Origin of the sequence: Bartonella sp. WD12.1 (genome assembly GCF_002022415.1) — a bacterium.
GTDB lineage: Bacteria > Pseudomonadota > Alphaproteobacteria > Rhizobiales > Rhizobiaceae > Bartonella.
This window is the reverse complement of record NZ_MUBG01000001.1, coordinates 1,213,708-1,229,282: the sequence shown is the minus strand read 5'-3', so window position 1 is coordinate 1,229,282 and position 15,575 is coordinate 1,213,708. Positions and strand designations below refer to the sequence as shown.

At 38.7% G+C, this 15,575-nt stretch carries 18 protein-coding genes, 1 tRNA gene and 1 pseudogene; 3 read left to right on the top strand and 17 right to left on the bottom strand.

Annotated features, from left to right (window positions below):
• Window positions 1-3: 3 nt before the first annotated feature.
• Window positions 4-1,431: an amino acid permease gene (locus BWD121_RS05525; RefSeq protein ID WP_078663685.1), complete on the bottom strand. Its 1,428-nt coding sequence runs from the start codon at window positions 1,429-1,431 to the stop codon at window positions 4-6.
• A gap of 1,250 nt (window positions 1,432-2,681) precedes the next feature.
• On the opposite strand from BWD121_RS05525, the gene BWD121_RS05520 reads away from it, so the two are divergent.
• Window positions 2,682-2,757, top strand: a tRNA-Thr gene (locus BWD121_RS05520).
• 110 nt (window positions 2,758-2,867) lie between these two features.
• On the opposite strand, the gene BWD121_RS05515 is transcribed toward BWD121_RS05520, so the two are convergent.
• From BWD121_RS05515 to BWD121_RS05445, 14 genes and pseudogenes are all read right to left on the bottom strand, one after another.
• Window positions 2,868-3,059, bottom strand: coding sequence for a helix-turn-helix domain-containing protein (locus BWD121_RS05515; protein WP_078663298.1), 192 nt, complete (start codon window positions 3,057-3,059; stop codon window positions 2,868-2,870).
• Between the two features lie 88 nt (window positions 3,060-3,147).
• On the bottom strand, window positions 3,148-3,768 hold the full coding sequence (locus BWD121_RS05510) for a lambda exonuclease family protein (protein WP_078663483.1): 621 nt from the start codon (window positions 3,766-3,768) through the stop codon (window positions 3,148-3,150).
• A 1-nt stretch (window position 3,769) separates the two neighbouring features.
• Window positions 3,770-4,561: a recombinase RecT gene (locus tag BWD121_RS05505; protein WP_158078245.1), complete on the bottom strand. Its 792-nt coding sequence runs from the start codon at window positions 4,559-4,561 to the stop codon at window positions 3,770-3,772.
• A gap of 11 nt (window positions 4,562-4,572) precedes the next feature.
• A complete protein-coding gene (locus tag BWD121_RS05500; RefSeq protein WP_240536708.1) occupies window positions 4,573-5,139 on the bottom strand; it encodes a phage antirepressor KilAC domain-containing protein in 567 nt (188 codons plus the stop codon).
• A 258-nt stretch (window positions 5,140-5,397) separates the two neighbouring features.
• Window positions 5,398-5,613: a hypothetical protein gene (locus BWD121_RS05490; RefSeq protein WP_078663523.1), complete on the bottom strand. Its 216-nt coding sequence runs from the start codon at window positions 5,611-5,613 to the stop codon at window positions 5,398-5,400.
• Between the two features lie 32 nt (window positions 5,614-5,645).
• Window positions 5,646-6,833, bottom strand: a complete 1,188-nt coding sequence (locus BWD121_RS05485) for an N-acetylmuramidase domain-containing protein (RefSeq protein WP_078663522.1) — start codon at window positions 6,831-6,833, stop codon at window positions 5,646-5,648.
• A pseudogene (locus tag BWD121_RS05480) lies at window positions 6,830-8,146 on the bottom strand (contractile injection system protein, VgrG/Pvc8 family). The gene BWD121_RS05485 and the pseudogene BWD121_RS05480 overlap by 4 nt, the downstream one beginning before the upstream one ends.
• Window positions 8,143-8,367: a tail protein X gene (locus tag BWD121_RS05475; protein WP_078663521.1), complete on the bottom strand. Its 225-nt coding sequence runs from the start codon at window positions 8,365-8,367 to the stop codon at window positions 8,143-8,145. The pseudogene BWD121_RS05480 and the gene BWD121_RS05475 overlap by 4 nt, the downstream one beginning before the upstream one ends.
• On the bottom strand, window positions 8,364-8,753 hold the full coding sequence (locus BWD121_RS05470; protein ID WP_078663520.1) for a phage tail protein: 390 nt from the start codon (window positions 8,751-8,753) through the stop codon (window positions 8,364-8,366). The genes BWD121_RS05475 and BWD121_RS05470 overlap by 4 nt, the downstream gene beginning before the upstream one ends.
• Window positions 8,754-8,758: 5 nt before the next feature.
• Complete coding sequence (locus BWD121_RS05465) at window positions 8,759-10,858, bottom strand: phage tail tape measure protein (protein WP_078663519.1); 2,100 nt, start codon at window positions 10,856-10,858, stop codon at window positions 8,759-8,761.
• Window positions 10,851-10,967, bottom strand: a complete 117-nt coding sequence (locus BWD121_RS05460; RefSeq protein WP_078663518.1) for a GpE family phage tail protein — start codon at window positions 10,965-10,967, stop codon at window positions 10,851-10,853. The genes BWD121_RS05465 and BWD121_RS05460 overlap by 8 nt, the downstream gene beginning before the upstream one ends.
• Window positions 10,968-10,990: 23 nt before the next feature.
• Window positions 10,991-11,254 (bottom strand): phage tail assembly protein, encoded by a 264-nt coding sequence (locus BWD121_RS05455; RefSeq protein WP_078663517.1) that lies wholly within the window; start codon window positions 11,252-11,254, stop codon window positions 10,991-10,993.
• A gap of 1 nt (window position 11,255) precedes the next feature.
• Complete coding sequence (locus BWD121_RS05450; RefSeq protein ID WP_078663516.1) at window positions 11,256-11,762, bottom strand: phage major tail tube protein; 507 nt, start codon at window positions 11,760-11,762, stop codon at window positions 11,256-11,258.
• On the bottom strand, window positions 11,762-13,153 hold the full coding sequence (locus BWD121_RS05445; RefSeq protein WP_078663515.1) for a phage tail sheath C-terminal domain-containing protein: 1,392 nt from the start codon (window positions 13,151-13,153) through the stop codon (window positions 11,762-11,764). Before BWD121_RS05445 ends, BWD121_RS05450 begins: the two co-directional genes overlap by 1 nt.
• Before the next feature lie 136 nt (window positions 13,154-13,289).
• On the opposite strand from BWD121_RS05445, the gene BWD121_RS05440 reads away from it, so the two are divergent.
• Both BWD121_RS05440 and BWD121_RS05435 read left to right on the top strand, forming a co-directional pair.
• A complete protein-coding gene (locus BWD121_RS05440) occupies window positions 13,290-13,598 on the top strand; it encodes a type II toxin-antitoxin system HigB family toxin (protein ID WP_197684863.1) in 309 nt (102 codons plus the stop codon).
• 2 nt (window positions 13,599-13,600) lie between these two features.
• Window positions 13,601-13,957: a transcriptional regulator gene (locus BWD121_RS05435; RefSeq protein ID WP_078663514.1), complete on the top strand. Its 357-nt coding sequence runs from the start codon at window positions 13,601-13,603 to the stop codon at window positions 13,955-13,957.
• Window positions 13,958-13,980: 23 nt separating this feature from the next.
• Here BWD121_RS05435 and BWD121_RS05430 read toward each other — a convergent pair whose 3' ends face one another.
• The gene (locus tag BWD121_RS05430; protein WP_078663513.1) at window positions 13,981-14,178 is read right to left on the bottom strand and encodes a hypothetical protein; all 198 of its coding nucleotides are present in this window, start codon (window positions 14,176-14,178) and stop codon (window positions 13,981-13,983) included.
• A 30-nt stretch (window positions 14,179-14,208) separates the two neighbouring features.
• A complete protein-coding gene (locus tag BWD121_RS05425) occupies window positions 14,209-15,558 on the bottom strand; it encodes a Bgr_08870 family protein (protein ID WP_240536686.1) in 1,350 nt (449 codons plus the stop codon).
• Between the last annotated feature and the right edge of the window lie 17 nt (window positions 15,559-15,575).

The window sequence follows — 15,575 nt, the reverse complement described above, 5'->3', positions numbered from 1 at the left end:
AAGTTATCGCTTCAATTTATACGCTAACAATAAAAGTAAGCACCATATAGGAATGATGACAACTGCCAAACTCATATCAGGCATGTGTGCAGGAATATATGATTCAATAAAGGTTTCTCTAATTCCCATCGTGTTAAAGAGTTGGATCATTAACCCATTTTCTCTAAAACCACTTGCAAACATGATGCCAAACAAAATTGCCAGAAAGAAAAGACAAAGATAATTTGCGTGAGGATATAAACCAAATCCATAAACAAACGCATCTTTTTTGTCTTTATGCGCTTTTCGAAATTTTAAATGAACAATAATAATAATAGCCCAAGTGAGTGCTGCTGTTGCAGTTGTAATGCTCATGATATGGATAAAAATATTCTCTGGTATAAAGAAATTAATAACAACTATCACTGCGGTACAAACCGATGAAAAAAGGATAGCAATATAAGGAACACGAGCAGTATTCAATTGACTAAAGATGCGTGGTGCATTTTTTTGCGTAGCTAAACTATAAAGCATACGGCCATTGGAATACATGCTACTATTGTAAACTGAAATGGCAGCTATAATCACTACAAAATTCAGAATATGACCAGCTGCAGGAATACCGATTGTTTCGAAAATAGCAACAAAAGGGCTACTGTCTTTTCCAATCATATTCCATGGAATTATCATCATAATAACGCTAATAGAACCAACATAGAAAATAATAATCCGCCATATAACCTTACGAATGGCCGTTGGAATTGTTTTTTGTGGATTTTCAGCTTCTCCAGCAGCTACACCAATAAGCTCTATTCCCCCAAAAGAAAACATTACTATAGCAGTAGCTAGTGCAACTCCCATTGCCCCATAAGGAAAAAAACCACCATGATCCCAAAGATGGTGAATGCTCGCTTGGGAGCCGTTCATTCCAGTGACAATAAGAAAAATTCCGAAAACAATCATACCAACAACAGCAGCTATTTTGATGAAAGCTAAGCCAAATTCAAATTCTCCATAGAGGCGAACGTCAATAAGATTAACCAATGTAACAAGTAAAAGAACAATAAAAGCTGATTTCCAGTGATCAATTAAGATCCAGTGGTCAAGATATAAGCCAATGACTATAAGTTCAGTCATGCTCACAACAATATAAAGAAACCAATAATTCCAGCCTGTGATAAAACCAGCCAAATGTCCCCAATATTTATAGGCAAAAAAACTAAAAGCACCTGAGGTTGGTTCTTCTGCTAACATTTCCCCTAACATTCGCATAATGAAATAGACAATCAATCCTCCAATAAGATAGCCTAAAATAATTGAAGGGCCAGCTAATTGAATAGCTTCTGTTGATCCGTAAAAAAGGCCCGTTCCAATCACGCCTCCTAAAGCAATCATTTGAATATGGCGACTTTGAAGACTACGCTTCAATTCATTGTTTTTTTCTTCAAGCATTATTATTTATTACTCTTGTGGTGTTTAACTTTTATAAAAATAACTCAATAATATATATTTCTGTTAACGCGTTATATGGATATTCCGTTAAAATAATAAAATCGGATACGCTCCTCTATATTTGAATTAACGATATTCATATTGTCAATTTTGTCATATTGACTGTTATAATATCAATCGTTGATATTGATAGTGTACACCGTGCAAATGCATCATATGGGCTACAACACAGTTAGATCAAGTATTAGTGTAGATCATGAAAAGCTTCTTTAAAATTTATTATCTTTAACAACTACAAATTAAAATCCTTTATTTTGAATATACGCACTATCTCATAATCACTATAGATCTATTAAGAAACGCTAAGTACTTAGTTCTGATTAATTTGAAAATATGAAGCTCTGTACAATTTTCATTTCCAATCCTTATTTTATGGAAAATCAGTACGGAAGGGTACCAAATACGCTGGAATGGTTAAATTATCTGTAACCATCATGAGGTTATTTCTAAAAAATTTCTTTGTGTTTTTGAAAATACTGTAATCTTCCCGACAAACAATATATCCAAAAATGATGTAATAGCTGATTTTTGTAAATGTGATATTTGTAAAGTAATAATAAGAGCATAAATATTGTAAAGATAATAAAATTCTCTTTAAATCACATCAAATAAACAATGAAAAATATAAAATTTAAATTTCACTAAAAGATTATTCATTTTATAGTTTTTTACTAAGTATATCTTTAAAAAACAAATATTTGTCACAATTATATGGAAAACATACACGATAATTTAAGTAAAAATAATTTAAAATTTTTACTCGACGAAAATTTTGAGGAAACTTTATTCTTTTTAGGCTAAAAGTTTATTTAAAGCATTAAATCTTTTAAATATTGCATTCAGATTTTTTCATTTTAAAATGCTTAGATCAAGTGAGTTTTTTCATTTTTACACGGATGTCTTTTGCTTAATAAAACATTTTAACATCATTTTGCCACTTTAAAAGCATAATCTCTCTTTATATTCTTCAAAGTGGTGTGTAATTGTAAAATGAGTAAAATAGTTTGTTTGTGTTTCATACTACCAAAAGCAAAAGATACGGCTTTATTATTAATTCCTGTAAATCTCCTTTTCCAATCTCAGTAATGGTTGAGTCTTGCGAGTTCTTGTAAAAATTTGCATACTTGCTTTTGCGCATACTTTTGGTTATTACCCTTGAACTGATTTTAATGATTAATGAATAAATCTATGCCGCATTAGCTCAGTTGGTAGAGCACATCATTCGTAATGATGGGGTCGCTGGTTCGAATCCGGCATGCGGCACCAGTTTTTATCTTTAGCGTGTTGAAATATATAGATTTTTACTTAATTAGATAATTTTTAGTCCACCTTTTAGTCCACCCTTTAAAGTTTATACAATTTTATCTAAATTGTTGTTATTTGCAGCTTATTTCCTTTGGAATAAATGCCAAGATTTCTTTTTTTCTCCATCTTACTGATTTACCCAGCTTATATGGTTTGGGAAACAATCCTCGTGTCACCCAATTGCGAATCGTTGTTGTCGATACGCTAAAAAGCTGCGCACATTCACGTGTCGTAACGTATCTATCGCCATCATCAAATATCATCTCATTACCTTTCTTTTTATATTAAATAAATTGGTGGGGGCGCTGGTTGGGAGGAAGTGTGAGGAACGAACAGCGCCCCCTATGGGGTTTAAGCAGCTTGTGTAAAGATTCGGGTTTCTTGTTCTATTTCTTCTAAAAAAGTTTCGACAGCTTTATTGATACGTTCAATCTGCTCATCATCACGTTGAACGCGTTGAATCTTTAAACGAAAGCCAATTAATTTTTTTTTGAGCAAAGGATCATAACTGACAAAATCACACCATTTTCGCCCTGTGCAAGCCATTTGAAATTGCATTTGCAAGATATATTCAGGTTTGATTTTGCCATGTCGCAAAAAAAACATATGCGTTGCCGGTTGAGGACATTTGACTTCTATGAGGCCATCATCTCCAATGAGACCATCAGGACTAGCCCCTGCCATTTCAATTGTCGGGTGAGGAATAAACCCACACCGTGTGACAGTAACCAAACGTCTAAGACTGTATTTTTTAATTGCCTCATCTTCATATTTACGCCCCCATCGCATGGCTGGCGTTTCATAAGATGGTATTATTTCATCTTCTAAACGTTCTCTGATAAGTTTATTTTTGTACTCGTCATATTTACTTGTCGGTGAACCTTTACTTGTTTTTCCGACAATGCTGTCAATATTTGAAGCTGTAACTTTACCTAAACGAGCTTGAAACCACTCTGGCGTCCTTTGTTCCATGTCACACCCCTGGTAGATCTTGTTGAGTTGGTGTGTTTGGTTGTTTTGGTGAAGGTAAAGCTTGTTGCTCTTCTTCCATTTGGAAGCGTTGTCTTTCTTTCAAACCTTCTAAAATAATTTGCCCCGTCTCATGAGACATTTCTGTGAGGCTTGCGACTTCTGCAAAAGAGAGTACCTTTTCTTCTTCTGTTTTTGTTTGTTTCATCAATTCTTTGATTTGCGCAAGTAAATCATGAGATATTCTCTCATCTTGGGGATTGTGATTAACTTCATTGATAAAAGCTTCATCAATACAATCGACCTCGTCTTCGTCATAGATATCATCAAAACCAAAGGCAAGACGTGCACATTGTGTAATGGCCTTATAACATAACATGCGAGAAGAAGATTTTCGCCAATGTTCTGTATCGCGCCTACATTCTTCTAAAAACTCGGTAAATTTTATAGGGTATTTCTTGCTTTTCAAATATATAATACATTGAGCAGCATGCAGTTTTCCGTTGTTATCGTGTTGATAGATAATATCTATTCCATCGTAATCATCCTGTGAACGTATAAGCTTGTACCACCCCTTAATACCGACAACCGCTTCAATGCCCCCTCCTCTTTTAGGAACAGCATATATTTCTTTTCTCAAGGGATTTAATTTATACCCATCAGCAAGATAAATAAAATCTTCAAAATCTTCCTTAGAAATATTGAAATTGATACAATTTTTTATGATTTTTTTGCGAAACTCTTGTTCTGATAAATCATATTTCTGCGCCACTTTTTCTACGATAGAAGTTGTCATTATCTTTATCCTTAATGCAGAGTCTGTTTTTGGAACTGTTCTCTCAGGCATGCCAATCCTTTGACTGTGATTTTTGCACTGGAAACGCTCATTTTTGTTCCGTCTGATTTTTGAATGGTGTGGATTACACAATCCATCAATCCTCTATTGATTTTATCCTGACAAGGTAACAAAGGCCCACCCGGAAAATTACGATAAGCCCACTTATGGAACTGTAAGTGCTTAGTAAAATCTGTGGGACGTACATCTAACATCTTTGCAGCTTCATATAAAGCAAACAGACCGTCAGAGCGTTTTAAACTTTCAAGTGCTTCTGCTTTCGGTTTAAGTGTTTTAACCTCAGTTCTCAAATCTTCCAATTGCGTAATGCTTTCCAAAAGCAGTTGTCTAATTGCGAGAGGATTCTGCAAAGCACTGACGAGGTCTAAAGGCTGTTTTGCTTTCCGTTCGCATTCGATAAAATACTGACGTGCTTGTTTACCCTTTTCATTACGTTCAACCATAGCAAGTTCTTTCGCCATGTCTAAAGTAAGATGGTATTCTTTGCGATTGTGACCGCCTCTGCCTTTGCTTCCCAATTTTGGGAAGCAAAGGCAGAGGCGGTCACAATCGCAAAGAATATAACCATACCTTTCCCCTGTAAGATGGGGAGAGGTCCAGTTTTGTATTTGTATGCAGAGCAAGTTATTCAGGTTTTCTGAACATGCTTCCATCCACACAACTGTTTACCGTGTTCATTATGCTTTAAAATGTCTCGTGCTAAGTTTGGACTGATTGCATTGAGATCTTTTCTGTCTAAATAAATAGGCAACCATCCAAGACAAGAGGAAGCGTATTTATTTGTCGCGCACCCAGTTAGAGAGAGCAGCACGTACATCATCATCACGTTTCTTATTAATCTCATTTTCTATTTCCAACCTTGTTGTAGCTACTTTTAAAGATTCCTTAGTTTGTTTGTGCTGTTCAACTTTCTTTCCAAGACGAAATGCCTTTGCTAAAGTTATAAAGAAAGCGATGGATGCTGTTATTATAATCACCAAATATCTTTTCATCCGCTGCTCTCCTTTTTTCTTAAAATAGCTTCCTAAATAGTTCTGCCTTTCTTGTAAGCTTTTAGATAAGTTCTTTTGACACGATCTGAGACGAGAACAATAATCAATCCTACAAAAATAGCAGCCATCCACCAATGATCCGAGATTGCTTTACCAATATGAACAAGCGGTTCGACAAGAGCACTCATTTTTCCTATTGAGAGTTTAAGACTATCGAATGCCCCCATTTGTTCTGCTCCTATGAGAGTTGAACTGGCAGCAACAGCACCCCCCACCATTTGGGTTTTATCTGCATCTTTAATAATGTGTGTACCCTTTTTTCTCAAATCGGCCATGCTGACACCAGAACGGCGAAGACTAATCATTGGCGTGGCCACATCAAGCGCTGCTTGAGTTTTTGCACCAACAACACCATCAACCTCTAAATTATGATCAGTTTGAAAAGAAAAGATTGCACTGCGTGTATCTGGTCCATAATCACTATCAATGGCAACAGGATAACCAAGATCATTGAGACGTTTTTGCAGAGCTTCAATACGGTAGCCTTTACATCCTAGTCGTAAACCACTGGCACGAACAGGATTACTAACCTCTGCTGATTTCTTTGTGATGGCACAATAAGCATTACGCATGCGTCGGCCATATTCTTTAACCATACCACTGCCATTGTAAGCACGTGCAATGGCATCAAAATCTTTGTCTCGTAAACTTGAAGCAAGACCACGGACTTTGAAAAAAGAAAACATCGCTCTTATTTGTTCGTCTTCACATGAACACATGCTGGTGACAAAATCTTGAACACTGTCCCAACCAAGAAGACCATAGTTTTTTCCAAGAACTTGACCAGCACCATAAGAAGCAGATTTTAAAGCAGCGTCTTCATCAATGGTCATAGCTGCAATAAGTAATTGTAAAGCTTGAGTGTTTGTTTTTTGCTCTTTATATCCTCCATCTTTGGGGCTAATCCACTTCTCTCTCGCAAGATCTTCTTTGACAGCTTGTTTACGCTTATGAGGGGGTAAATTCTTATAAAACTGATGTTTTTCAAAAAGGACTTTTACACGCTGTTCATCATCAAAACCTTTACCATCTGACTCCACAGAAATAATCGCAGCAACGACAGCTTCTTCACAACCAATCTCTTGTGCTAAGGATTTCACCAGACCTTGTGTACGTGCTTTGCATTCACCATTGAGTAATTTTTCTACAATCTCTGTCATGTATCTTCCCCTTCCATATGAATAACACCTTCACCTTCATCGTAAGCATGAGGCGGGGCGTTATCATCTATTGTGTCGTCTTTATCGGGTGTGGTGTTTATGACGTTTTGCGCTGTATTCTCTTGTGCTTCATTAAACAGTTCACACTCTATGCTTGTTGTATAACCGCCCGCTGTATCCAACCGATGTTTGACACTTTTAATGCGCCATTGTTCTGGAATGTAAGGACGGAAAGGAGGGACTTGGATAAGCTTCATTTCAGTTTGAATGAATGGATCTCCACCCATATCACACGAAAATGTGGCTTTACCCCGTGATGATTTATTACGATAAGCGGCAATAGCAGCAACGGCTTCTGATTGATTGTGGTAGGTATATTTTAATTCATGAAAAGGCGCCTGACCGGTTTTGACCTCTTTCTTTTCACCACTGCGTAAATCATGATAGGTTGCTATCACACCTCCTTTCTTTTCTTCCTCTTGGTTTTCAACTTTGTCTTGCTTTTTAAGTGTTTTTTCTGACCGAGCTAATGAACGCAAAGGGGATTCATCCATATGAATGGATGTTTCTTCATCATACTCTTCAATTGTCTCTGGGTTTTGTGCTGCTGATGCTGCTTTTTGATCATCTCCTTCACCTGGAGTTAAGCCCTGGGCTTCACCTGCTTCATCACGTGCACTATATTTAAAATCCCAAGAGCTACACATCCTTTCATGAATAGCGACCACAGGCAGCATCTCTCCAGTGGTAGCCTTGCCTTCACCACGTTTAGCCAGAACAAGTCTGCTATCCATAGGTTTTGGCACAGCGTCATATTCTGCAGCAAGACGTGCTGCAAAAGCCATGTCGCTTTCACCCGTTTGATCAATGTGACGCACGACAATCTTTGCAAGAGAAGGATCAATCTCGGGAATATAGCCATTGCGCGTTGCTATTTCTTAAATGATCTTGCCTAGTGTTGTCTGATGATAAGATTGGCTTTTGGGGGTTCGATAAGATGTGCTCATAGAAGCTGCACGTCCCGTCACACTTAAACTTTGTGGTGGACTGCTGACAGATATTTCATCAATCAGATAGGATCCCATGTCACGTGCTTTACCCTCTTCATAGCCAAGCGTTATGGAAAGAACTGTTCCAATTAAAGGGATCTCTAAAAAACCATTATCACTGATACGCGCACGATCATCGAGCTCTATGGTGATCCGATCACTTTTGTCTTCTGCTTCATCGGTTATTTCAATGGATAGAACATAATCCATTAAAGCTTTTGTGACATCCTCACCATTAGACATCACTCTGCAGAAAGGTTTCATTGTTTGCTGCCCCAGAGCTTAATGACGGGTGTTGCTTGAGGGTAGGGAAGGGAAGGCAAAATAATTTTAACCCCTGCTTTTAAAATGGGTCCGAGATTTGCAAGTCCATCATTAGCTGTGTAAACACGCTCAACAGCCAATGCTTGCTGACCCTTTGGATAGTGTCTCCAGCAAATGGCATCAACCATATCGCCATCTTTGGTAACGTAAATATCACTCACCAAATGCCTCCATCTCCACCATATTCTCTCAGTTGCAATGTGAATTCTTGCTTGCGTGGATCACCGTTTAGACGAAAAAAGCTCTGTTTTTCATCTACGGAAAGAATAACAAATTTGCCGAAAATTTTGCCTTTTCCACTGACCAGCAAATGTGGCCCCATATGAGCCATACTCCGTAGTCTGTTTAACTGACCATAACTTCTCTTAAAACCCGGATAAATCACGCCTGATAGAGAATATTCTGCATTGGCAATGGCCGGCAACTGAAACGCTGCTTTACTGCCTAGACGTCCTTGTTCTACCCATGGAACATCATAAGTCATCTCAAGTTCTTGATAGGCAGCTGTTTGAACAGAAAAAATAAAATCCCCCAATGCTAATATCATGACGCTTAATCCGAAAAACTTGAGTTAATCGCTAAACGTTGCTGTCTAGCCTGATCTGCAAGAGCTTTTTTGATAGCAGCACTGATCTCTTGTGGAGAGCCGTTGCCCCCATTGATGATTAAATCGCCAGTTTTAATAGATGCATCAAAATTAGTGGGCTTATTATTATGTTCCTTATATGGCATAATCGGTTCAGGCGCTTGAAATACCACTACGGAAGGTTGTTTGCTTCCATCGTTAACATATTCTCCATTTCTGTAATCACGTTGCTCAGGAGGGATGTTTGGAACAACAGTTGAATGAATAATCTTTTGTGCGTATGTTGTTGTCTCTTGTGTGAGATTCTTTAAACTCTCGGTCGTGCTTTTGCTTACTGTAACGTTGAAGCCTAACTTGTCTTTGACAAAATCAGGCATCCAACTCATTAATTTTTGCACCGCACTAGAAAGCCATTGTGTCATAGCATTCCATTTACTTTTAATGCCATCCCACAGTCCCGTAATTAGATTGGAACCGACTTCAAATAAATTGAGATTAGAAAACCAATCAAAAAATTGATTAATTGTCTCCCCAAGAGAGTCCCATAACCGCCCACAAGAGGCCATGACTTCATCCCAATTTTCGTAAAGCCAAACAGCTGTTGCAACAAGCTTCTTAATACCATTAATTACATAACCGATAAGCGTATACTTCATGATGAAGTCACCCAGCTTAACAAAGGCATCGCAAATCTTATTGAGTGCTGAAATAAACCAGGCTTTGACCGTTTCCCAATGCTTATAAAGCTTATATATTCCCACAATGAGCCCTACAATCCAACCACCGGGCAGAAGCATGATAATAGCCCCAAATTTATAAAAAGCATCTGCAATTCCATCTAATAGCGCACTAAACCATTTCTTGATTTTATCCCAATAAACATAAAGCGCGACTCCTGCTGCAATAAGCCCCGCAATACCACCAATGATCCATCCAATAGGTGTGGTCATAATGGCTGTACCAAATGTAAAAAAGGCCACACTAAGTGCAGCAATTGCCGCTATAAGTGGCCCTACAATGAAAGAAACAAGGGCTGCAAGACCTATTTTAAAGAGGCTTATTTCGCCAGTGAGTGGTTCTAACCATTTAAACCAGCCTTTAATACTTTCTGTAACATTTGTGATATTTTGCCTTAATTCAGAAGTAGGATCACATAAATCCTGTATAGCTTTTCTTAAAACCCTCGCCCAATTTGCGACAGTTGTTTGAATGAGATCACGGTTTTCATCAATCAGCTTTGAAAAGGCATCAATCATATCATTGATTACCGGCATGAACCGTGCCCCAATAAAAGTGGCAACACCACCCAGTTTTTTCTTAAAAGCCCCGAGCTTATCACTTAAATCTGCAGCATAGTGAGCAACATCAGCCCCCATAAGCCATCCGCTCTTTTTTGCCTTTTCAAACAACTCCTTGATAGGTTCCATACCTTGTGAGAGCATGGCAGCCATTTCTTTACCGTCACCACCAAAAAGCAAGGCAGCAATATGTTGCCTTTGCGCTTGATTGTCTATCTTACTCATTTTGTCGGTTATTTCTTCCAACAAGTCTGAGTTTGATTTAAGCTTTCCAGACGCATCTTTTACAGACATGCCAAGCGCCTGAAACCCCATAATCCCTCTTTTTTGTCCTGCTAAAGCTTGTGCTGAACGCCTGTTTAAAACAGCCAGGGATTGTTGGAATTTTTCAGCAGAATAACCTGAATTATCTGCTGCATCACCCCATAACTGAAGATCCTTAACGCTCATACCTAAATGGCGCGATGCGTGGTGAAGACTATCCCCCATATGCATGGTTTTCATAGTCACTGCAGTCAAGCTTGCAACAAGACCACCACCAGCAAGGCCCAATGCTCCTGATAACATAGAAACACGGTTGGTTACTGTACCAAGAGCATTGCCGACCCCTTTTAAGCTTGCTGTCATTTTGCGTGTTGCAGCCATAAGGCGAGGGACTCTTAATTTATTTGATAAGTGCGTCAAACGCTTTTGAATACGTTTAATGGGTGCGGTTATCTTGTCTTCAAGGGTCAATCGCACCTTAGCATCTGCAACTGTTTTACTCATTTTTCTTATACCTTTCTGCAGCTTCATTGCGCCAAATCCAGAGCTCTTGAGCTTCCATTTCCATCATATCTGGAAGAGACCAATGAAAAACGATAGCAAGATCTGCCATGAGTTTAACGGCGGTTTCCCAGGTTAGGTACCCCGCCGCTCTGTAAAATCCTCCAAAATTTTTCCAATAGCTTTTAGGTCACGAGCGTCAAGTTCATCAACAGCATCATAAGACCACCCAGAAAGACGCGCGATCATAGCAGCTACCTGATCTATGCCTTCTTTCTCTTGCATAGTGGCTTTTATGTCTTTTGTTCTGATGTGACGTAAGGTGATTTCGGTATAATCTTTGTCTTCAAGTGTAAAAGGAGCAATCAATTTATAAGTAGAGTTTTGTTTTGTAGTCATTTTACATTCCTAAAATTTCTCTATATTCTTTTAATTGATCAACGCCATTGAATTTTCTCACCATGTTGTAAGCATCAATCTCAACGATTTCCTTGTCATTTTGGACATATTTGAAATAATTCAGTGTATAATTGATCGTTGTGGCAACCTTAGCGCCAGGCTGCCATTGGCCATATTCATAGCCTTTGCAAAATCCACGCATGGAGATTACAATTCCTTCTGCTCCTGAACCCTGTGCTTTAATTGCACCACGCAGAGAAATATCAATATTTTCTTTGCCCAAAAGACCTAGAAGTTGGTCAGAACAATCTGCAATAGTCATAGAAAGCGTGAGCTCTTCCATTCCCATTTCGATTCCAACAGGAACATCCATGCCACCTGCACGAAAACTTTCAACAACGAGATTTAAACTTGGTAAAGTAATACTGTCACATTTTTCTCTATAGGGAATCCCATCAATATAAATGTTAAAATGCTTCAAAGTTCTTGGTAATTTAGGTGCAATCATTAAAGGATCTCCTCTATATAGTCATTGACAATACGCGAACGGAACGTAATACGTTCTGCTGGCGTGGTTGGTTGGAATTCGACATTGAAATAGACTTTTCCGCTTTCAATGGCGCTTGGTGTATTAAGCTCTAGATCGGGATAACAACGCCCTCCAATGATGGCGCCTTGTGCTTTCAAGTCACGTAAATAAGCATTGACGCTTTCACTCACATCGCTCAGATAAGTTTTTGTGATGTTTCGATCGACTGCCCACATATGCCCACGTAAAATGGCATCATTGATCATATCTGCAGTTCTCACTACGGATATAAAAGCGAACTTTGGATCTGATGAAAGCGTACGATTACCCCATAAGCGATAACCGTTTTCGCGAATGATTGTTGTTATATTCTTTTCATTAAGCAGATTAGCACGACTAGAACTGTCACCAATAGCAAAATCAATGGGTCGCGCTGTGCCACTAATGCCATTGATTACTTTGTTTGAAGGGGAGTGCCAAAAACCGTGAGTGAAATCTGTTTTAGCAATAATACCAGCAACTACTGAACTTGCTGGTTCTTGTGAAATCTTTCCATTATGCAAAATGCTTACAAATGGATCAGCTATGATAGCACGCTTGGAACCGAAATCTCTGCTGGCTTCAATTGCTTTTTCATCCGTTGTGTTTGGTCCATCAATCACCACAATAGCACGTAAACGCTCAGCAATACCAATCAGTTCTGCTGCTACAGGATTAGACATTTTTTTGATGAAGGCTTCGGCTGTGGCGCCTTTTCCATCACCTTCAATGGTTACACGAGGTGCTTTTTCATAACCACTGCCACTCTCTTTAACCCAAGCGCCGTATACTCTTCCTTCATTAGTACTGGCTGTTGCTTTGGCATTGCCTTCTATTGTAACAGTAGCTTCAGTGTAACCACTGCCTTGGTTTGTGACTTTTATCCGATCTACGCCAGTAGGGCGTTTATGAGTAAAACCAGGAGCAATTAGAATACGTGGCGTTTGCCCAACGATGGATTGTGCTCCTATTAAAGCATGGACACCTTCGTAAGCGCCATTGGCATTGACACCACCTAAAACATTCATCAATGTTCCGTTTTCATCTTTGCTTTCTTCTACGCGCACCACAACAACAATGGCACCTGCTTGTTTGAAAATCAGATCAACAGCATTGGGCAGTGTCCCTTCACTTCTGTTGTATTTATCGAGTTTAGCTGCCTTAGAAAGAGATCCTGATATTAAAACCGGTGTATTAAGAGGAAAGACCTCTTCATCTGCATTGGGTGCTGTACCTACAATGCCTATAATTGCCGACTGAATTGGCGCAATAGGGCGTGTGCCATCGTCGTTCTCGATGACTTCAACCCCATGTAAAAATCCTGATGCCATTCTTGGTGCTCCTTTAAATGATTGGCTGATAAAAAATAAAGGCCAAATAAATCTATTTGGCCTTAGGGAAATTACTAAAAGATCTTGATTTAGTCCCAAAACGGTACTATTCTAAATAAAAAGTCAGGATATCCTTATGAAGATTATTAAAGTTTCCACACTTCAAACTTTTTGGGTGCAACATCCTGATGCTGAGCAACCTTTAAAAGCGTGGGTAGATGAAGCAAAAAATGCGCAGTGGCGTTTTCCTCATGATATTAAAGAGAAATATAAAAGCGCGAGCATACTAAAAAATAATCGTGTTGTTTTTAATATTAAAGGCAATGACTATCGCTTAATTGTATCAATCTTTTATCCAGCAGGTTGGCTTTATATAAAGTTCATAGGAACACATAAACAATACGATACTATTGATGCCAATACTGTAGAATTAAAGGAGTTTTAGCAATGAATATTAAACCCATTCGCACTGAAGAAGATTATCAAAAAACATTAGAAATTGTATCTGCAATGTTTGACAATCAACCTGAAATGAATACTCCAGAATTTGATAAAATGGAGATCCTTGTTTTGTTAATTGAGGCTTATGAAGCGGAACATTTTCCTGTTTCTCCTCCTCATCCAATTGAAGCCATTAAATTTAGAATGGAGCAGATGGGTTTAAGTGCTAAAGATTTAGTTCCTGCAATTGGCCGTTTAAATCGTGTTTATGAAATATTAAATGGCAAAAGGAAATTAACACTGCGTATGATTAAAAATTTGCACCAACAATTTAATATTCCTCTTGAAAGTCTTATAGCCTAGGTGAAATTATTCTTTCATACGATTTACTTCACAGACTCTACAGATGTCTCTAAAACGCTTCCTTCCTCATCAAGGGGAGGAGAGAACTGTCCATCTTTATAAATCCAACCGATTTGTGCTTCATTTGAAGCAATAGCTTCCCCTTCAAACGGATAAACATAATCCTCTGGTGCAACAATAATATTAGTTACCATACCATTTTCAACAACTGCATATTGCATAAAAACTCCTTTGTAAAAATCTTTAGGACGTTAATTCTTCCATAGTCTTATAAGGACAGCACCATTAGCTCCCTTACCGCCAGCATCTTGAGCTCCACGAGCACCACTACCACCACCACCATAACCTGCACCTCCAACTCCTGAGATAAGGTTACCTAAACCACCTCCCTGTGCTCCAGTAACCCCTTTTATCGCATTGCCTGCATTGCCACCAAAGCCACTTCTTTGTTTATATTCTCCATGCCCTCCGGCATAACCATTACAAGCTCTGACAAGACCGGGATGTTCATCAGTTACCAAACCAAAGTTATCTCCTCTACTCCCGTAGCCACTGTTTCCTACCTTCTGTTCAACACCGGGCCCACCACCGCCACCACCTGCGACGGCAATAAAATTATTGCCTATAATTGTGTGTCCTCCAGAATTACCACCATAGCCTGATCCACCACCATCATGTCCCCCACTACCAATGATGATATCGTGATGTCCATTTAAACTTGACTTATAGCCATACCACACTACGCAGCCACTACCACCGCCACCGCCACCCGGATAATCATTGTTCTTTGCACTACCGCCGCCGCCGCCCCATGCTTGGATCTCAACTTTGGTTTCATCAGTTGCCCAATCTGGCCATTTAATTTTCTCACTTTGTGTAATAAGTAATTCCGCATCAGCAAGCTTAGAGCAACTTGTATTTTCATCAGTCAAAGATTGTTTCAGTTTTTCGATTTCTTTTGACATAGCTTCATCCAATTGCGATTTAGTATAAATGGGTTCATCATCAATCTTGAGAGGTCCTTTAAGCAAGCTTCCAGTTGTGCTTAAATTTGTCACCACTTTATCTTTCTGCTTTACAGTTAAAAAAGAGGTTTCAGCTAATTCAACACCTTCTTCAATGTTGATCTTACCTTTAAAAACATTGGTATTTTCCCATTCGTTTTTACCCGATAAACATCCATAATCTTTCAGATCTACATTGACAGTTGCTATATATTTCTCAAGATCTGTAATATCTTCAGCTTCATGTTGGTGCGGGTGGAAGAGTGATGTCGGATCACCAAAGACAAAGCAATCCTCACTTGATTTATATAAAACATGATTTTCAGGTGCATCGTTGGCACCTTCGACATCAGTCAAATCAACCAAAGCAAATGTTTTATCTGTTGCCATCTTGCCACTTAATGCTTCTTCAAGCTCACTGACTTCACTCATCTCATGAGTGTGCTGTAAAGGCACCTTACCATCTGTTTTTTCGTCAAGATCAGAAACCGCCTGATCAATTATTATCAAATCTTCACGTGTAATAGGAAATTCAACACTAATAAAACGACCTTCTAAGGGTAATTCCATTGCCAACTTATTTGTTTTCGCCATCATATTATTCCTGTCGCATT